This is a genomic window from Vibrio sp. LQ2, from assembly GCF_023920125.1.
GTDB classification, from domain to species: domain Bacteria; phylum Pseudomonadota; class Gammaproteobacteria; order Enterobacterales; family Vibrionaceae; genus Vibrio; species Vibrio fluvialis.
Window position 1 is genome coordinate 4,292,264 of sequence record NZ_CP085308.1, and the last position, 18,451, is coordinate 4,310,714.

An 18,451-nucleotide genomic window follows, 5' to 3' on the forward strand; every position below is an offset into this window, starting at 1 on the left:
TCTCATTTAATGCTTGACTGTTAAATGAGAATAATTATTATTAACCATGTCTTAGGGAATGAGTGAAGTTCACCAGGACGTTGAGTTACCCGCCTGAATGGTTCTTTAGGTATCCGGTAATCAACAAACCCATTTGAACTTGCACACGTTCTTTTTGACACGACATTGCTCACATTGCTTCCAGTGTAATATTTAAGCTTTATGGTAAGGCTGAACAATCGGTATTGGCTTTGACCTGTTATTGCTAGGCGACATCCTCGGGTGTCGCTTTTTTTATGTCAGTTATCCACCGCGCAACGAACCCGCACGCAAAAATGTCCAACTTTCGATCCTGATCTGTGCAAATGTTCAGCAGAGTGTCTGGATCCAGATCTCAGGTTGAGTAAAAGGGCAGCGAGTGTCTTTTCCACAATTCATGATCGCAAAAGGATCGTGATGGGAATGATCGATCTTTGTAAAAAATTAATAAAAACAATAAATTAAAAACACAAATAGTGACTTTGTACGCGGTTTAATAACCGGTGGATAAATTCTATAAACAGAGTTATCCACAGATGGCAAAGGGTGGCGTAGAATAATTCACCGTGCCAGGCCAGCGGGTTTCCGCCTTGAGCATGGAAACCAATCATCAGTCATGGCATCCTAAGCCCCATTGTTTCTTGTTGGATAGCAAAACTATGGCTCGCATCCCTGATAACCCGTTAATTCTGATCGACGGCTCTTCTTATTTATACCGCGCATTTCATGCCTACCCGGGCACGATGAGCAACGGTGAGATCCCGACTAACGCTGTGTATGGCGTGATCAACATGGTTCGCGCCATGATGCGTCAGTTCGCCAGTGATCGAATGGCGGTCGTCTTTGATGCCAAAGGCAAAACCTTCCGCGATGATCTGTATCCTGAGTACAAAGCGCATCGTCCGCCAATGCCGGATGATCTGCGTTGTCAGATCGAACCGCTGCATAAAGTGATTCGTGCCATGGGGCTGCCACTGCTGTCGATTGAAGGTGTGGAAGCGGACGACGTGATCGGCACGCTGGCTCATCAGGCGTCTCAGGCGGGCATTCCGGTGCTGATCAGTACGGGCGATAAAGATATGGCCCAGCTGGTGGACGACAATATCACCCTGATCAACACCATGACTAACGTCGTGATGGATCGCGAAGGCGTGATTGAAAAATTCGGTATTCCGCCCGAGCTGATCATCGATTACCTCGCGCTGATGGGCGATAAAGTCGATAACATTCCGGGCGTGCCGGGGGTGGGTGATAAAACCGCGACCGCGTTGCTGCAAGGGATCGGTGGCCTGACGGCGCTGTACGACAATCTGGATAAAATTGCTGACCTGGGTTTCCGTGGGTCCAAAACCATGGCTAAGAAGCTGGAAGACAACCGTGCTAATGCCGAGCTGTCTTACGAACTGGCGACCATCAAACTTGATGTCGAGCTAGATTGCACGCCAGAAACCTTGCTCAAAGCCACCCCGGATCGCGATGCGCTGATTGAACTTTACGGCCAGCTGGCGTTTAAATCTTGGTTGACCGAGCTGCTTGATGGCGGCACCGGTGTGGTCGAAGCGGCCGAGAAAAGCGCGGCTAGCGCCGCTGTCAGCGGCACACCTAAAGCCGCGCCTGCAGCGGATATGGCCGCAGTGAAAATCGATCGCAGCCACTATGAGACTATTGTGGACGAAGCGGCATTCAGCCGTTGGCTCGACAAACTGCGCAGCGCTGAGGTGTTTGCGTTTGATACCGAAACCGACAGCCTCGATTACATGGTGGCCAATCTAGTGGGTGTCTCTTTCGCAGTCGCGGAAGGTGAAGCCGCCTACGTGCCGGTGGCGCACGATTATCTGGATGCGCCACAGCAACTCGATCGCGATTGGGTGCTGGCACAACTGAAACCGATTTTAGAAGATGCGCAGCAAGCCAAAGTCGGCCAGAACCTCAAGTACGATGCCAGCGTTCTGGCGCGTTACGACATCGACATGCGCGGCATTGCGCACGACACCATGCTCGCGTCATACGTTTACAACAGCGTGGCTGGTAAGCACGATATGGACAGCCTAGCGCTGCGTTTCATGCAACACAGCTGCATTTCGTTTGAGCAGGTGGCGGGTAAAGGTAAGAACCAACTGACCTTTAACCAGATTGACCTTGAACAAGCGGCGCCTTACGCCGCAGAAGATGCCGATGTCACGCTGTGTTTGCATCATCGTCTGCTGCCGCTGCTGGAACAAGACGACAAACTGCTGAGCGTGTATCGCGACATCGAGATGCCACTGGTGCCGGTTCTGTCGCGCATTGAACGCACTGGCGTGCTGATCAACGACATGCTGCTGGGCGCGCAATCGCAAGAGATTGCGCAGCGTCTGGATGAGCTGGAGAAGAAAGCGTTCGACATCGCGGGCCAAGAATTTAACCTCAGCTCGCCAAAACAACTGCAAACCATCTTCTTTGAACAGATGAAACTGCCGGTGATCAAGAAAACACCATCCGGTACGCCATCGACCAACGAAGAAGTGCTGCAAGAGCTGGCGCTGGATTACCCGTTACCAGCGGTCATTCTCGAATACCGCGGTCTGGCGAAGCTCAAATCGACCTACACCGATAAGCTGCCGAAGATGATCAACCCGGCCACGGGCCGCGTGCACACCTCGTATCATCAGGCGGTCACCGCCACCGGGCGTCTCTCTTCGACCGATCCGAACCTGCAGAACATTCCGATTCGTAATGAGGAAGGTCGTCGCATTCGTCAGGCGTTCATCGCGCCGCATGGTTGGAAAATCATGGCGGTCGACTACTCGCAAATCGAGCTGCGCATCATGGCACACCTGTCGGGCGATAAAGCGCTGCTGGAAGCCTTTCAGCAAGGTAAAGATATCCACGCCGCCACCGCGGCCGAAATTCTGGGTATCAGCATCGATCAGGTGACCAGTGAACAGCGTCGCCGTGCCAAAGCGGTCAACTTTGGCCTGATTTACGGCATGAGTGCGTTTGGCTTGGCGAAACAACTCGGCATTCCGCGCGGTGAAGCGCAAGAGTACATGGATAAGTACTTTGAGCGTTACCCTGGCGTGATGCAATACATGGAAGGCACACGCAGTACCGCTGCAGAGCAGGGTTACGTGGAAACTTTGTTTGGTCGTCGTCTCCATCTGCCAGAAATCACCTCGCGTAACGGCATGCGTCGGAAAGCGGCGGAACGTGCGGCGATCAACGCGCCGATGCAGGGCACTGCGGCCGACATCATTAAGAAAGCGATGTTGCTCGTGGATGCGTGGATCGAAGCGGAAGGTGCAGGGCGCGTTAAGCTGTTGATGCAGGTACACGATGAACTGGTGTTTGAAGTCGAAGAGTCAGCTTTGTCCGAAATTGAAAGTAAAGTACAGAAACTGATGGAATCTGCGGCAGAGCTGAAGGTGCCTTTGGTGGCTGAGGTAGGGCATGGCGATAACTGGGATGAAGCACATTAAGCCTAAAATCGTCTAAATTACTGAAATTATATGAGCCAGCGCACAGTCGCTGGCTTTTTTTATCAATAAAAAAAGTAATCACCATGTATCTATTTATGTTGCTTAATAAAAATTTAATGAAAATAAACTACAAAAACAGTTTTCATTTGTGACCAATTGTTGTACATTAGCTTCCGTAGGGTACAGAGGTAAGATGTTCTATCTTTCAGACCTTTTGTTTCACGTTATTGGATTAGGCTGATTCAGCCGCCCCAGTCACCATTTGACTGGGGCGTTTTTTATTGGGCCGCATTCCACTTTTTTCCTCGCAAAACCTCTTGCATTTCAAACCTCAGACACCCCAATTTTTCCTGCGCGTAACGTGGTGAAACTTCTGACAGCAAAGTTCATTTCTGTAACTAATCTTCAATCACAGTTTTGGTTATTTCTAAAAGAAAACTAAGCATGTATTTGCATGGTTTTTTTCATAACACGCTGAATTTATTTGATAATGCGAAAATTACCGCCAAAAACGGCTGAGTGGAAATCGTGATCTGAGCATATTGTAATCTTGCGGCGATTAAGGAATTCTAGCGCCATAACAATAATTACCTCCTATTTCTCTCCCGTTGCCCCACCAGGATGGTGGGGATTTTTATTTCTGGCGTCTGCCGATGGCGGGAAAGACCAAATTGAGATAACAAAAAGCCCCGCCAGAGGCGAGGCTTGTGTGAGCGCGGAACGGATTAGGCGTCTTGAGAGTCGTCCTGCTCTGGTTCAGCGTCAGCTTCTGCTGCCAACTGTGCCAGCATCGGAGCAAACCAGCTGTCGAGTTTGTTGCGCAGTACATCGACACCGATACCATTGTGAGAAGAGAACGCATCCACACTCACATCGCCGCCAAACGACAATGCTGCTTCACGCACTTTCAACACCTGAGCTTTACGGGCACCACTTTTCAGTTTGTCGGCTTTGGTCAGCAGTACCTGAACCGGAATGCCACATTCTACGGCCCAAATGACTAATTGTTGGTCAAGATCTTTCATTGGATGACGAATATCCATCAGCACCACCAGACCTTTCAGGCAGGTGCGTTTCTGAAGGTACTCACCCAGTGACTTCTGCCACTTTTTCTTCATTTCCAGTGGTACCTGGGCAAAACCATAGCCAGGTAGATCGACAATATGGCAGCCTTCAGTCACCTTAAACAGGTTGATCAGCTGAGTACGGCCGGGAGTTTTACTGGTTTTGGCCAAGCTCTTCTGGTTAGTTAACCGGTTGAGAGAACTGGATTTTCCAGCGTTTGAGCGTCCTGCAAACGCGATTTCGATACCTTCATCAGTGGGAAGATGGCGAATGTCTGGCGCACTGGTGATGAAATGCGTGTTTTGATAATGAATTTTTACGCTCACTGTTAACTCCATCTCGACTTTGTGTAGTCGATTGATTACTTTTTTGTGAAATTGTGTAAAATAACCGTGCTCGGCATAAGGTCGCTTATTGTACCATGAGTGGTACCCCGTGGTACTGGAAGCTTGATAATTATAAATGGAATGTCATGAAGAAATTAGCGCTAATCTTAAGTCTTTTAGCCAGCTGCTCTGTATGGGCCCAAGGCAGCATTGAAGCTGGTAAAGCAAAATCCCAAACGTGTGTTGCCTGCCATGGTGCGGATGGCAACAGTCAAATTACAACTTACCCTAAACTTGCCGGTCAGCACGCTAAGTATATTGAGAAGCAGCTAAAAGATCTCAAGCTTGGTATGACGAGCGGTGGCAAACAAGGTCGTTACGATCCTGTGATGAGTGGCATGGCGATGCCACTGAGTGAAGAAGACATGGCTGATTTAGCGGCGTACTTCTCTTCACTGCCTATTTCGTCGAACTCTACACCGGAAGACGTGGTCGCGAAAGGGAAAGTTCTGTACAACGCTGGCGATGCGTCGCGCGGTCTGACTGCATGTACCGCTTGTCACGGCCCGCGCGGTAACGGAACCGAACTTTCTGGATTCCCTAAAATCTCCGGTCAACACGCGGACTACATCAAAGCTCAGCTACAGAAATTCCGCGATGGCAACCGCGGTAATGACATGAACGAGATGATGCGTGATGTAGCGAAGAAATTGACCGACGCTGATATCGAAATTCTGTCTAAATACGTTGGCGGCCTGCACTAATAGCCCTACACGTGTTCGAGCATAAGTGGTAAGAAACAGCCCCGTCTATCGGGGCTGTTTCTATTTCTGCGCCAGATTGCCATCTTTCGTGTAAGACATTTGCCATAGCGACTGTCGGAATTTGGGTAGCGATCTTTATAACTGATTGAAAATAAATAACTTGATTCTAGCTCGGCAAAAAAGGCGCAAAAATGTGCACTCGATCCGTTGTTTGCTGGGGTGGTTGGCGTAAAGTGTCTAGGTCGGCAAGAGGCTGACGAGGAATTCAGACTAGGCAGGTCTCCAGGGAGCCGGAAGGAATCTGGCAACAGGACAGGGATAACGGTTTCCAGGATGGGAGCCGGGATAGGGATGGTCAACTGGTCTAAAGGTGTAGACAGTGACAAGGATTCAGGCAACGGATTCGCCTAGCTACAGGAAGTAACAACGGACAGCCAAAACTCATCAGGACGATGACAAACCACACTTTTTGGCAGGGAAAGCTCGAAAAACAAAGGGACTCTTGGTGCACCGATTGAGTGCGACCCAGTTTTGTCACGCTCTGTGACCACTTAGAAAGCGATAGGGAAACCTATCGCTTTTTTTATCTTTGACGGCTTTTTTTGCAAAATCGCTGAGATTTTGTACGATCACTCTCCACTCTCCAGCCAGTTTCTGGTATGTTTCGCATCCCCCGTTGGAAGGATGTCAGAATGCACTCATGCCCTTTATGTCACAGTGACGATATACACGCTTACTATGAAGACGCGCATCGTGCTTATCTGCAATGTCAGCCTTGCCAACTGGTGTTCGTTAATCCTGAACATCGACTGAGTGCGCAACGCGAAAAAGCGTTTTACGACCTGCACGAGAATGACCCGAATGATGCCGGCTATCGCCGCTTTTTATCTCGTGTGTGTACGCCTATGCTTGAAAGAGTAGCACCGCACTCACAAGGGTTAGATTTTGGTTGCGGCCCTGGCCCGACGCTCTCTCTGATGCTGGAAGAAGCCGGCCATCAGGTGGCGCTGTATGATATTTTCTATCATCCGAACGAACAGGCGTTGGCAACCACTTACGATTTTATGACTGCCACGGAAGTGATTGAGCATCTGCACGATCCGCACCGAGTGTGGCAGCAATGGTTAAATTTAGTTAAGCCGGGTGGCTGGATTGGTCTGATGACCAAGATGGTCAAAGACGTGGACGCGTTCGCGACATGGCACTACAAAAACGATCTCACCCACGTGATCTTTTTCAGTCGCCACACGTTTGAATATCTGGCAGAGCGGGATCAGCTCGAACTTGAATTTATAGGCAATGATGTAATTTTACTGAGGAAGCCCCAGTAATGTCTCGAGAAAAGAAATCCAAAACCGGCATCAATGGCGATCTGGTTTTTGCACGCAAACACAACCGTACTTCTGGTGAACTGGAAGGACGCCTGCGTAAGAAAGCGAAAAAACGTAAAGGTCTGAAAACGGGCAGCCGTCATTCAGAAGGTTCGGAAGTCGCTGAACGTAAGGCTGCGCAGCAACGCGATCCGCGTCTGGGCAGTAAGAAGCAAATCCCACTGATCGTGGATGCACCGAAGAAGCTGAACAAGCAAGAACGCCGCATCTCAGCAGAGAAAGAGCTGGCGATGCTGGAAAATGATGCGCAGCTGAACGTGTTGCTGGATCGTATCGACAACGGTGAAAAACTGGGTGCCGGTCTGCAGAAATACGTGGACGAGAAACTGGATCGCATTGAAGTTCTGATGAATCAACTGGGTCTGTTTGAAGACGCAGAAGAGCCAGAAGAAGAGGAAGCCATCGCGTCACAGCCACAAGCTAAAGCGGCCAAAGCCAAGGCGAAAACCGATGACGACCTGCTGTCTCAGTTTGAAAATCTCGATCTGAACGATTACAAAGGATAAGGTGCCACAATGAATGTAACCCTATTAGCGATAGCTGGAGCTGTGATTATTCTGGGCTTAGCGGCCTACGCGGGTTACCTTTTGTTGCAACTGAAAAAGCAAAAGGAGCTGCAACAGCAGCACCAGGCGTTGGCGATCGAAAAGCGCAATGCGAACATTTTCGAGAACGTCAACATTCTGTGCATGGCCGGAATTCAAGGGCAGTGTGATTTGTCGGAAATCAGCATCCGCGTCTACTGCATCATGGATTACGTACAGGGCGAGAACCGCGTTGATTTTGACCGTGAGTACCCGGCAACGGCCGAGTTGTACCACATTGTCAAAGACATGCCGCGTGGTGAAGCCCGCCAGCAGATGGTGAAGAAGGAGCGTATGCAACACAACCTGATTCGCCAGAAAGCAGAAACCCGCCTCAACGACGCCATCGTCGAAGAGTTAAAAGCGCTGCAGAAACGCGTTCAGCCACTGAACAACCAAATTGCCATCCAAATGGTATAAGTGATACTCCCTCTTTCGAGTGAGTGATCACGCTAGCAGTTTCGAACATTTTGTTCGCAAATCCTATTTTTGCCACCCGACGTGTCAAAGTCGTGTGGCAAAATAGCCCGTCAAAGATTGAAAACGGAAAGAGTTACTATGTCGTCGCAAGTCGTACCCAGTCAGCAGATCGTTTGGGATCAAGCCATTTTAGACAAGTACAACTACTCGGGGCCGCGTTACACTTCCTATCCGACCGCTGTGGAGTTTCATGAAGCGTTCACCATTGCGGATTACGATATGGCGTGTACCCAGTACCCTGAGCGACCGTTATCGCTCTATATTCACATTCCGTTCTGTCACAAGCTTTGCTACTACTGTGGCTGCAACAAAGTCATCACCCGTCATTCGCACAAAGCCGACGAATACCTAGATGTTCTGGAACATGAAATTCGCCAGCGTGCATCGCTGCTGGTGGGGCGTCATGTGACTCAACTGCATTTTGGCGGCGGCACTCCGACATTTCTGACCAACAAGCAGATCAGCCGTCTGATGACGCTGCTGCGTGAAGAGTTCCAGTTCGAAGCGGATGCGGAAATCAGCATCGAAGTCGATCCGCGGGAGATTCAGCTCGATGTGTTGGATCACCTGCGCAGCGAAGGCTTTAACCGCCTGAGTATCGGCGTACAGGATTTCGATAAAGAAGTGCAGAAGCTGGTGAACCGCGAGCAGGATGAGCAGTTTATTATCGACTTGGTCGCGCGCGCGAAAACCTTGGGTTTCCGCTCCACCAACCTTGACCTGATTTACGGCCTGCCTAAGCAGACGTTGGCAACTTTCAGTCAAACTCTGGCTCAGGTGCTGGAGATGAAACCGGGTCGTTTGTCGGTCTTTAACTACGCGCACATGCCGCAACTGTTTGCCGCACAACGTAAAATCAAAGACGAAGACCTGCCCGCGCCAGAAGAGAAAATGGCGATTCTGCAATACACCATCAACACGCTGACGGATGCGGGTTATCAGTTTATCGGTATGGACCACTTTGCCTTACCAGATGATGAACTGGCGGTGGCGCAGCGCAATGGTGTGCTGCATCGTAACTTCCAGGGCTACACCACCCAAGGCGAATGTGATTTAGTCGGCTTTGGGGTCTCGGCGATTTCGATGATTGGCGATGCCTACGCGCAGAACCAGAAAGAGCTGAAAAAATACTACGCTCAGGTCAACGAAATGCGTCATGCGCTGTGGAAAGGGGTGTCGCTCGACAGCGATGACCTGCTGCGCCGTGAAGTGATTAAGCAACTGATCTGTAACTTTAAACTCGATAAGAGTGCGATTGAGCGCCAGTTCCGAGTGCGTTTCAATGACTACTTCCGCCAAGATTTGGCGCTGCTGCAAACCTTTATCGACGATGAGCTGGTGACAGTCGATGAGCGGCACATCAGTGTGACGTTGCGTGGCCGCTTGCTGATCCGCAACATCTGTATGTGCTTTGACAAATACCTGCGCGATCGCGCGCGTCAGCAGCAGTTCTCACGCGTGATTTAAGCACGACTCAGCATGAAAAAAGCCAGCATCTCTGCTGGCTTTTTTGTTATGCGGTGCGCGTTAAAACTTACGCCGATTCCAGTAGCGACAACGCTTTGCGCGTCACTTCGTGAGCGGCTTTGGTCAGGTTCTGTTTTTCTAACGCATCGGCCAGATAGGCGTAATCCGACACGCTCGAGCGCAGTGACAAGGCTTTTTCCAGATGCTGCTGCGCATCGGCCCATTGCTGCTCACGCAGATAGAACTGGCCCAAGGCGCTGTGCGCCTCGGCGTTGTTGCCATCGCGGTTGAGCGCATCTTTAAGCAGTACAATCGCCGGATGGCGGTCGCTGATGTTGAGCTCCGGCAGCAATGCGTAGAGTTCTGGCGATGGGCGTTTTTTCAGGCTCTCCTTGATCAGGGTGAAGGCTTCGTAGTCGGCTTTGCGCGAAATCAGCTGGCGAATCAGGCTGAGTTCCAACTGAGCTTCGGCTTTCAGTTTACGAGGCAAGCTGTTCCAGTGCGCAATCAATCCTTCGCTGCCTTTCTGGCTGGCAATGGTTTCCATCACCCCTTGCTGGGCAGTGAGTGCCAGCTTATCGGCTTCATCCTGCGTCATGCGTTTGGCTTTGACCAGTTTTGGCAGCAGATCCAGCAGCGGTTGCCACTGTTTAAGCTGAGTGTAAGTCTGTTTGAGCAGATTGAGCACAATCGTATTATTCGGATGCTCAGCTTGCAGTGCGCTTAGCGTGCTCAGCGCGGCTTGCAGTTCGCCATCACTTAATTGCTGTTTGGCACGAGTCAGTTCTACCGCCAATGCCGCATTTTCCTGCTGCGCGGCGAGCGCCAGGTAACGGTCGCGTTTGGCGCGATCGCCCATTCCATTTGCGGCTTCAGACGCTACCAGATAGCACAGCAGCGGCATGTCATGGTGATTGGCCCAGCGCGTGACTTTCTTCTCCGCCTGTTTCCAGTCACCTTCCAGTAGTTTGATGATCGCTTCGTTGGTGTAACGACGCGAGCGGCGCAGCTTACGTACGCTGAACCAGTTCCAGGTATTGGAGCTGGCATAAATCAGTTTTTTCAGCAGATATTCCAGCGCGAACAAACCCGCCAGAGCGCCAATCACGAAAATCACCAGCGTGGTGACGCTCATTTCAATGGTGTGGCTGGCGACCGAGATCAGCACGTAACCCTGCTGGCCGGCATATTGTGTGCCTGCAAACAGGCCTAAGCCTAATATGACAAACAGAAACAGTAAACGGACCATCAGTTAGCCTCCGTTGTCATCGAGCTGACCGAGCGGCGCAGACGTTCAGTGATCACATCCGCCAGTTGCTTCTGGGTTTCCAGCTTGACCGGATATTCAACCTGCACCTGCTGCTTCGCCAGTTGCTCCAGTGTCTGGTTGAAGGTTTTCACACGGTTGTCACTTTGATTGAAGAACGACTTCGACCATTGATCGGCGGTGGTGAGTGAGACGGTGTAGATTTCCTGCTGCTCGGTATAGACCGACTTGATCGCCGTTTCCAGTTTGGCTTTGAGGTTTTCTTTGAGATAGAAATGTTGCTGCGGTGACAGCAGCGGTACGACGTTGCCATCGCGGGTACGGAAAGTGATGAAGTTGTCGGCGAAGTCTTTCAGCGATGTCATCAGGTTCTGTTGCCAGTTGTTGATGTCTTCTGAAACCGCTTGCTCGGTTTCCTGCGGCGCATCTGGCAGAATGGCGTTGGCCAGCGGTAGGTGATCAACTTGCTGTTGCAGGCTGGTCAGACGCAGTACCAGACCGTCACGATCCAGCAGAGGAATCGCTTTGAGTGTCGTGATGTCGTTCGCCATGGCTTTGCGCAACGGTGTCAGACTGGGGTCGTTTAATGCGGCGATGCGCTGGTCGGCGCTTTCCATCAGCTGGGTTGCGCTGTCGACATCGTGCTCAAGGAACAGTTTACGTCCGGCAAGCTTAACCAGGTAATCGGCTTCGGCCAGCAGCCAGTCGTTCGGGCGGCGGCCTTTCATGTCCGCTACGGCCAGTTGCAGGCTTTCAATGCTCTTTTGCTGCTGGGCCAGCACCACTTCGGCGCGGTGAGTCATCTCAGTGGTTTTACTCAGTGCTTCTTGCTTCGTCGCATCGAGTTGTTCGTTGATGCTGCTGCGCGTCTGTTCGAGTTCGGCGCGCAGCGCTTGGATCTGCGCCTGGTATTCGGCTTGTTGTTGCTGGCTGTGCAGCGTCAGGCCTCCGCCAAACAGCACGGCCAGCACGATAGCGATGGTGCCGAGTTTGACACCGCGCTTACCTTGTTTCTCTTCAAAAACCGGTGTGGAGTCTGGCTGACTCTGAGGTTTAGCTTCAGTGTTGGTTGGCGCCGCCATTGTGCTGTCAGCAGCAGAGGCTTTGTCCGTTTTATCTTGGGGAGTGTTATCGGCAGCAGGGACAGATTTTGGTTGTTGTTCAGGTTCCTGCTGAGGATTGTTGTTTTTACTTGTCATTGCTAAGAGTCCTGTGTGTTAGGGCTGGAGAGCCGCCACTAAATCTGGGTTCGCCGCACTTCCTGTAGTCACGATAGTTTGAAATCCCAAGGCTTTGGCATCGTGGGCGATTCGGTCACTGGGAACCAGTAATTTCAGACCAAGCACCCAGCTCAGGCTGGATGCGGTCAGTTGCGAAACAAAAAACATCAGTTGATGGCTGCTGGTGAGCACCAGCGTATCTACGCCAGCTTGCTGCCAGGCAGCGACGCAGGTATCACCGGCAAATGGCAGATCAACCCGCTGATACACTTCGCGATAACAGACGCGCGCGCCACGTTCGCCCAGTGTGTCGAAAATCAGTTCACGCCCGCCGTTGCCACGTAAGATGGTGATGGATTTTCCCTGCACCGAGTGCAGTTCAGGCAGAGCCAGTAAATGTTCGCTGTCGCTGATGTCCGGGTAGTGTACTGGTTGCGCAGAAAGTTTGCTTAAAACGTGTGCAGTTTTTTGACCAACGGCAAGGTAAATAGCTGAAGTTGGCCACAAAGATCGCTCAGATTGCAAAAACTGGTGGGTAAATGTCACCGCATGCTGGCTGACGGCAATTAGTATATCGCAGTGATAAAGGTCGGGAAGTAGCAGAGGCAGGTCGGCACCTGCCTCGATGGCGATGAGCGGATGGTGGAGGGCATCAATACCAAGTTGTGTCAACTGCTGACACAACTCCTGTCCCTGCGCATCGGGGCGCGTCACCAATACGGCCATGGCTTATTCGTGCTCGGCGTACAACTTGGTCAGAATGTCGCGCGCGCCGTTGGCCAGCAGTTGATTGGCCAGTTCGACACCCAGACGTTCGGCATCCTGACGCGGGCCACGGATTTCGCCACGCACAATGTGGGAACCGTCCGGCTCGCCGACCAGAGCTCGCAGCCACAAATCGTCGCCTTCCAGCAGCGCGTAGCTGCCAATCGGCACCTGACAACCGCCTTCCAGCGTCAGGTTCATTGCGCGCTCACACAGCACGCGATCGGTGGTTTCTGCATGGCTTAGCGGTGCCAGTAGTTCGCGCAGGCGCGCATCATCCAGACGGCACTCAATGCCGACCGCGCCTTGTCCGACCGCTGGCAGCGACTGCTCTGGTTCAATAAAGCTGCGAATACGCTGCTCCAGTTTCAGACGTTTGAGACCCGCTGCGGCGAGAATGATGGCATCAAATTCGCCCGCATCGAGTTTGCCCAAACGAGTACCGACGTTGCCGCGCAGCTCTTTGATCACCAGATCAGGGCGCGCTTCTTTCAGCTGGCACTGGCGGCGCAGGCTACAGGTACCGACGATGGCGCCATGTGGCAGCTCATCCAGTGACGCATACGTATTGGAGACAAACGCATCGCGCGGATCTTCGCGTTCACAAATGGTTACCAGGCCAAGTCCTTCCGGGAAATCGACCGGCACGTCTTTCATTGAGTGCACCGCTAAGTCAGCGCGGCCTTCCAGCATCGCCACTTCCAGTTCTTTGACGAACAGGCCTTTTCCGCCGACTTTCGCCAGTGGGGTGTCGAGAATCACGTCGCCACGGGTCACCATCGTTACCAGTTCCACTTCGAGCCCGGGATGGGCAGCCTGCAGCGCGTCTTTTACATAATGCGCCTGCCATAGGGCGAGTGGGCTTTGACGAGTGGCAATTCGAATGGGGGTGGTAGAGGTCATGATATTCCCGTTAGACAGTCAATAATGGCCTCATCCTACCATTAAGGGTGGGGAAATTCTCACTCCAAGATCACCGTGATGCTGGTTTGATGGACGATTCACACTGATCACGCAAAATAGTGTGACTAGGCTCTCGTTTGTAAACTGAGCTATTATTACAAAGCAACCGTTAGCGCCGACACTATGGCGGGCCGGAAATCTGCATCTTCTGGCTCTACGACTTTGGTGTGACATGGCGTGCAGATAGCTTTACCAACACAAATTAAAGTGTTAAATTGATCACGTTTTGTTGGCGCATTCGCGTAAAACATAACCAAAACGCGCATTTATGTTTCAACCAAGGAATCCACCTTGCAGGCTTACACAACGACCTTAATACAGAGACTGGATAAGCTGAACCGGCAACGCACTGAGCGTGCGCTGGCGCTTATGGATTTACAAGGTCAGCGTGTTTTCCATCTGATCCCCGCACTGTTTCATTACAATCACCCGTTAATTCCCGGTTATTTTGCCGACGATGTTCCGCATGGCGTACACCAATTTGAGCTGAACGAGATTCAGCAACAGATGGTCGATGATACCGAGCTGGCACTGAATCAGGCATTGGCAACGGCCGCACATCCGCAAATTCTCGGTTTGTATACCATGGGCAGTACCTCATCGATTGGCCAGAGTACGTCGAGCGATCTCGATATCTGGGTGTGTGTCGATGCAACTATGGGGTGTGATGCGCGTGAACGTCTCGGCAACAAGTGTTTGCTGATCACCGACTGGGCGAAAAGCCAGGGGGTGGAAGCGAATTTCTTTATTATGGATGAGCAGCGTTTCCGCCATAAGCAGTCAGACGAAATGACGGGCGAGAACTGCGGTTCTTCTCAGCATTTGTTGCTGCTCGATGAGTTCTACCGTTCTGCGGTGCGACTGGCGGGGAAACGTCTGCTGTGGCAAATCGTGCCGCCTGAAATGGAAGAGTGCTACGACGAATACGTTAAGCAACTGTGTGCCAATGAGTACATCAACTGCTGCGAATGGATCGACTTTGGTCGTCTGAATCGCATACCGGCCGAAGAGTACTTCGGTGCCAACTTGTGGCAGCTATACAAGAGTATCGACTCACCGTACAAATCGGTGCTGAAAGCGACTCTGCTCGAAGCGTATTCGTGGGAGTACCCGCACACTCAACTATTAAGTATCGATACCAAGCGTCGTTTCTTTGCTCATGAGCCTGATCTCTACAGCATGGACGCCTACTATCTGATGCTGGCGAAAGTGACCTGTTATCTGGAACGCATCGGCGATCATGCCCGCCTCGATCTGGTGCGTCGCTGTTTCTACCTCAAAACCCACGAAAAACTCTCACGTGAGCCGGGTGTTGGTTCGGTGGCTTGGCGCCGTGAAGCGCTGAGCGACATGATCAAAACCTGGAACTGGGGAGCGGACGTGATTGAGGAACTCGACAACCGCCGTAACTGGAAAGTTGAGCAGGTGAAAGGCGTGCACCACGCGCTGTTGGATGCACTGATGCTCAGCTACCGCAACCTGATTCAGTTCGCACGCCGCAACGACATTACCTCGGCGATCAGCCCGCAGGATATCTCGATTCTGGCGCGTAAACTGTATGCCGCGTTTGAGGTACTGCCGGGTAAAGTCACGCTGCTTAATCCCCAGATTTCTCCCGACCTGCATGAGCCGGATCTGACCTTCATCGAAGTGTGTCAAGGCCGTACCAACAAAGCGGGCTGGTATCTGTATAAGCAGCCGCTGGTGCCGCATCGCATTCTGGGCCAGCCGTATCTTGAGCACAACGAATACCTGAGTAAGCTGGTGGCGTGGGCGTTTTTCAACGGCCTGATCACCGAATCGACGCGTCTGCATTCGGTAGTGCGTGAAGCGCATCTCGACATCGACAAGTTCTATCAGATGGTGAGCGACCTGCGAAACACCTTCTCACTGCACAAACGTCGCCCGACCATGTCGGCGCTGGCGAGTCCGTGTGAGATCAGCCAGCTGGCGATGTTCATCAACTTTGAAAATGACCCGACCGCTGAACTGAGTGGTAAGTCGCTCAAAGTGGATCTCAAGAACGTGGATATCTTCAGCTTCGGCGCGGAGCAGCGCTGTCTGGTCGGCAGTGTGGATTTGGTCTATCGCAACTCGTGGCAGGAAGTGCGGACGTTGCACTTTGAAGGCGAAACCGCGATGCTCGACGCGCTGAAAACCGTGTTGGGTAAAATGCATCAGGATGCTTTGCCTCCGGAATCGGTGGATGTGTTCTGCTACAGCAAAAACCTGCGTGGCGTGATGCGTAATCTGGTGTATCAGTTGCTGGCCGAGTGCATTGATTTGCGCCTCAAACCGGTTGAGCAGGAAAAACGTCGCCGCTTTAAAGCACTGCGTATCGGCTCGCAAATGTACGGTCTGTTCTTTGAACGTCGCGGCGTATCGGTGCAGCGTTTGGAAAACTCGGTTGATTTCTACCGCAGTATTTCAAGCAACAAGCTCAAAGGTTCTCCACTGCTGATGCTGGATCGCGAGCAGGATTATCAACTGCCGGACGTGGTGGATGGTTTTGCCAGTGAAGGGTTGGTGCAGTTCTTCTTTGAAGATACCGATAAAGGTTTCAACATTTATGTGCTGGATGAAACCAACCGGGTGGAAGTGTATCACCAGTTCAGTGGTGAAAAAGATGAGATGATTGCCAGCGTCAACAGCTTCTATACCTCGGTACGTGATGACAGCCAGCTGGCGTCGAAGCTGATTAACTTCAATCTGCCGCAGTATTATCAGATCATTCATCCGGAAGAGGGCGGCAGCTATGTTGTGCCGTACCGCAACGACTCAGCGGTGTATTCCAAGCCTTCCAAAGCCGTAAACGCCTGAACCCTGCGTTGATTCAAACCAATAAAAAAGAGCACTTGAAGTGCTCTTTTTGCGTTTTGGGCGATTAAGCCCAGTCGATGCTTTCACCCGCGTGTTTTTCACACTCTTGCTTCACCATCGTAAACAGTTCCATTCCCGTCTTAGAGCAAATCCACTGCTGTTCTTTCCACTGAAAGTGAAAGCCACCGGATTTCGACGCCAGCCAAATCTCTTTCATCGGCTCCTGACGGTTGATGATGATCTGGCTGCCATCATCAAATTCCAGCGTCATCACGTTGCCGGAGGTTTCGAAATCGATGTCCGCACCGGATTCATCAATGGCTTCTTCAATGATTTGCATCTGGCTGTCGACCAGTTGATGAAATTCAGTCTCGTTCATCCTGTCTATCCTATTGCTTTTCCTGATTGTGGTGCGATTATAGGGGGCATTGATTCAATAATCACGATATGCAAAATGAAAAAGTCCATCACCGCACTGTTTTTACTGTCCCTTCTGACATTGGCAGGCTGCGGTCAAACAGGCCCGCTGTACATGCCTGATGACGCTCAACAGAGTGAACAAAATCAGTAAATTCAAACAATTATATTAAGGGAAAGTATTTTGGATTACTTCAATTATCAGGATGATGGCCAACTTTGGGCGGAAAACGTATCACTGGCTCAATTGGCTGAGGATTATGGCACCCCGCTGTATGTTTATTCACGTGCGACGCTGGAGCGTCACTGGCACGCGTTTGACAAATCGGTCGGCGATCATCCCCATCTGGTTTGTTATGCGGTGAAAGCGAACTCGAACCTGGGTGTGCTCAACACTCTGGCTCGTCTGGGTTCTGGCTTCGATATCGTGTCGGCTGGTGAATTGGAACGTGTGGTGGCGGCGGGCGGTAACCCGGCGAAAGTGGTATTCTCGGGCGTGGGCAAAACCGCGGCGGAGATGAAACGCGCACTGGAGCTCAACATTAAGTGCTTCAACGTTGAATCGGAACCTGAGCTGGAACGTCTGAACCAGGTGGCAGGCGAAATGGGCGTGAAAGCCCCAATTTCGCTGCGTATTAACCCGGATGTGGATGCCAAAACTCACCCTTATATTTCCACCGGCCTGCGCGACAACAAATTTGGTATCGCGTTTGACCGTGCGCCGGATGTGTACCGTCTGGCACAACGTCTGGAAAACATTTCAATTCACGGTATCGACTGCCACATCGGCTCACAGCTGACGGCGATTGAACCTTTCATTGATGCTACCGACCGCCTGCTGGCACTGATTGACAGCCTGAAAGCGGAAGGCATCAACATCAAACACCTGGATGTGGGTGGCGGTCTGGGTGTGGTGTATCGTGATGAATTACCACCTCAACCTTCAGAGTACGCCAAGGCGCTGCTGTCGCGTCTGGCCAACCATCAGGATCTGGAACTGATTTTTGAACCGGGCCGTGCGATTGCCGCTAACGCGGGTGTGCTACTGACCCGAGTCGAATTCCTCAAACACACGGAACACAAAAACTTCGCCATCATTGATGCAGCGATGAATGACCTGATGCGCCCGGCGCTTTATCAGGCATGGCAGGATATCGTGCCGGTTTCTCCGCGCGAAGGTGCTGCGCTGACCTATGATTTAGTAGGGCCTGTGTGTGAAACCGGGGACTTCCTGGGTAAAGACCGTTCACTGGTGCTCAAGCAGGGTGACCTGCTGGCGGTTCGTTCTGCTGGCGCATATGGTTTTGCGATGTCGTCAAACTACAACACCCGTACGCGTGCGGCGGAAGTGATTGTCGACGGTGACAAAACCCACTTAGTGCGTCAACGCGAAGAGCTGTCGAGCCTGTGGGCCCTTGAGAGCCTTCTGCCGGAGTAAAGTGACGC

General features: G+C 51.7%; 15 protein-coding genes. 9 read left to right on the forward strand and 6 right to left on the reverse strand.

What is annotated here, in order from left to right; genetic code table 11:
- Positions 1–677 precede the first annotated feature (677 nt).
- Positions 678–3,476 carry a DNA polymerase I gene (gene polA, locus LGV68_RS19985; RefSeq protein ID WP_252535955.1) on the forward strand — a complete coding sequence of 933 codons (2,799 nt, stop codon included), beginning with the start codon at positions 678–680 and terminating at the stop codon, positions 3,474–3,476.
- 725 nt (positions 3,477–4,201) lie between these two features.
- On the opposite strand, the gene yihA is transcribed toward polA, so the two are convergent.
- Complete coding sequence (gene yihA, locus LGV68_RS19990) at positions 4,202–4,867, reverse strand: ribosome biogenesis GTP-binding protein YihA/YsxC (RefSeq protein ID WP_047459763.1); 666 nt, start codon at positions 4,865–4,867, stop codon at positions 4,202–4,204.
- A 146-nt stretch (positions 4,868–5,013) separates the two neighbouring features.
- Between yihA and LGV68_RS19995 the strand changes: the two genes are divergently transcribed.
- From LGV68_RS19995 to hemN, 5 genes are all read left to right on the forward strand, one after another.
- Complete coding sequence (locus tag LGV68_RS19995; RefSeq protein ID WP_020433074.1) at positions 5,014–5,631, forward strand: c-type cytochrome; 618 nt, start codon at positions 5,014–5,016, stop codon at positions 5,629–5,631.
- Between the two features lie 692 nt (positions 5,632–6,323).
- A complete protein-coding gene (locus LGV68_RS20000) occupies positions 6,324–6,962 on the forward strand; it encodes a class I SAM-dependent methyltransferase (protein ID WP_020331911.1) in 639 nt (212 codons plus the stop codon).
- Positions 6,962–7,528, forward strand: a complete 567-nt coding sequence (gene yihI, locus LGV68_RS20005) for a Der GTPase-activating protein YihI (protein ID WP_222778496.1) — start codon at positions 6,962–6,964, stop codon at positions 7,526–7,528. The genes LGV68_RS20000 and yihI overlap by 1 nt, the downstream gene beginning before the upstream one ends.
- Before the next feature lie 9 nt (positions 7,529–7,537).
- Positions 7,538–8,026, forward strand: coding sequence for a DUF2489 domain-containing protein (locus LGV68_RS20010; RefSeq protein ID WP_020331913.1), 489 nt, complete (start codon positions 7,538–7,540; stop codon positions 8,024–8,026).
- 138 nt (positions 8,027–8,164) lie between these two features.
- Positions 8,165–9,553 carry an oxygen-independent coproporphyrinogen III oxidase gene (gene hemN / locus LGV68_RS20015; RefSeq protein WP_020331914.1) on the forward strand — a complete coding sequence of 463 codons (1,389 nt, stop codon included), beginning with the start codon at positions 8,165–8,167 and terminating at the stop codon, positions 9,551–9,553.
- A gap of 67 nt (positions 9,554–9,620) precedes the next feature.
- Here hemN and LGV68_RS20020 read toward each other — a convergent pair whose 3' ends face one another.
- From LGV68_RS20020 to hemC, 4 genes are read right to left on the reverse strand one after another with little or no spacing between them, the layout of a single operon-like run.
- Complete coding sequence (locus LGV68_RS20020; RefSeq protein ID WP_158125524.1) at positions 9,621–10,802, reverse strand: heme biosynthesis protein HemY; 1,182 nt, start codon at positions 10,800–10,802, stop codon at positions 9,621–9,623.
- Positions 10,802–12,019 (reverse strand): uroporphyrinogen-III C-methyltransferase, encoded by a 1,218-nt coding sequence (locus tag LGV68_RS20025; RefSeq protein ID WP_233921242.1) that lies wholly within the window; start codon positions 12,017–12,019, stop codon positions 10,802–10,804. Before LGV68_RS20025 ends, LGV68_RS20020 begins: the two co-directional genes overlap by 1 nt.
- A gap of 18 nt (positions 12,020–12,037) precedes the next feature.
- Positions 12,038–12,766 carry a uroporphyrinogen-III synthase gene (locus LGV68_RS20030; RefSeq protein WP_252535956.1) on the reverse strand — a complete coding sequence of 243 codons (729 nt, stop codon included), beginning with the start codon at positions 12,764–12,766 and terminating at the stop codon, positions 12,038–12,040.
- 3 nt (positions 12,767–12,769) lie between these two features.
- A complete protein-coding gene (gene hemC / locus LGV68_RS20035; RefSeq protein ID WP_020331918.1) occupies positions 12,770–13,708 on the reverse strand; it encodes a hydroxymethylbilane synthase in 939 nt (312 codons plus the stop codon).
- A 351-nt stretch (positions 13,709–14,059) separates the two neighbouring features.
- Between hemC and LGV68_RS20040 the strand changes: the two genes are divergently transcribed.
- Positions 14,060–16,588 (forward strand): class I adenylate cyclase, encoded by a 2,529-nt coding sequence (locus tag LGV68_RS20040; RefSeq protein WP_024373660.1) that lies wholly within the window; start codon positions 14,060–14,062, stop codon positions 16,586–16,588.
- A 64-nt stretch (positions 16,589–16,652) separates the two neighbouring features.
- Here LGV68_RS20040 and cyaY read toward each other — a convergent pair whose 3' ends face one another.
- On the reverse strand, positions 16,653–16,967 hold the full coding sequence (cyaY, locus tag LGV68_RS20045) for an iron donor protein CyaY (protein ID WP_020331920.1): 315 nt from the start codon (positions 16,965–16,967) through the stop codon (positions 16,653–16,655).
- On the opposite strand from cyaY, the gene LGV68_RS20050 reads away from it, so the two are divergent.
- Both LGV68_RS20050 and lysA read left to right on the forward strand, forming a co-directional pair.
- On the forward strand, positions 16,947–17,159 hold the full coding sequence (locus LGV68_RS20050; protein ID WP_171934015.1) for a lipoprotein: 213 nt from the start codon (positions 16,947–16,949) through the stop codon (positions 17,157–17,159). The genes cyaY and LGV68_RS20050 overlap by 21 nt on opposite strands.
- A 30-nt stretch (positions 17,160–17,189) precedes the next feature.
- On the forward strand, positions 17,190–18,443 hold the full coding sequence (lysA, locus tag LGV68_RS20055) for a diaminopimelate decarboxylase (RefSeq protein WP_020331922.1): 1,254 nt from the start codon (positions 17,190–17,192) through the stop codon (positions 18,441–18,443).
- Positions 18,444–18,451 lie beyond the last annotated feature (8 nt).

Bases quoted from the DNA above. Each gene is read 5' to 3' on its own strand.
- LGV68_RS20000 (WP_020331911.1), top strand. From the start codon at position 6,324: ATGCACTCATGCCCTTTATGTCACAGTGACGATATACACGCTTACTAT.
- hemN (WP_020331914.1), top strand. From the start codon at position 8,165: ATGTCGTCGCAAGTCGTACCCAGTCAGCAGATCGTTTGGGATCAAGCC.
- LGV68_RS20020 (WP_158125524.1), bottom strand. From the start codon at position 10,802: ATGGTCCGTTTACTGTTTCTGTTTGTCATATTAGGCTTAGGCCTGTTT.
- LGV68_RS19995 (WP_020433074.1), top strand. From the start codon at position 5,014: ATGAAGAAATTAGCGCTAATCTTAAGTCTTTTAGCCAGCTGCTCTGTA.
- yihI (WP_222778496.1), top strand. From the start codon at position 6,962: ATGTCTCGAGAAAAGAAATCCAAAACCGGCATCAATGGCGATCTGGTT.
- LGV68_RS20050 (WP_171934015.1), top strand. From the start codon at position 16,947: ATGAAATTCAGTCTCGTTCATCCTGTCTATCCTATTGCTTTTCCTGAT.
- hemC (WP_020331918.1), bottom strand. From the start codon at position 13,708: ATGACCTCTACCACCCCCATTCGAATTGCCACTCGTCAAAGCCCACTC.
- LGV68_RS20025 (WP_233921242.1), bottom strand. From the start codon at position 12,019: ATGACAAGTAAAAACAACAATCCTCAGCAGGAACCTGAACAACAACCA.
- polA (WP_252535955.1), top strand. From the start codon at position 678: ATGGCTCGCATCCCTGATAACCCGTTAATTCTGATCGACGGCTCTTCT.
- LGV68_RS20030 (WP_252535956.1), bottom strand. From the start codon at position 12,766: ATGGCCGTATTGGTGACGCGCCCCGATGCGCAGGGACAGGAGTTGTGT.
- LGV68_RS20010 (WP_020331913.1), top strand. From the start codon at position 7,538: ATGAATGTAACCCTATTAGCGATAGCTGGAGCTGTGATTATTCTGGGC.
- cyaY (WP_020331920.1), bottom strand. From the start codon at position 16,967: ATGAACGAGACTGAATTTCATCAACTGGTCGACAGCCAGATGCAAATC.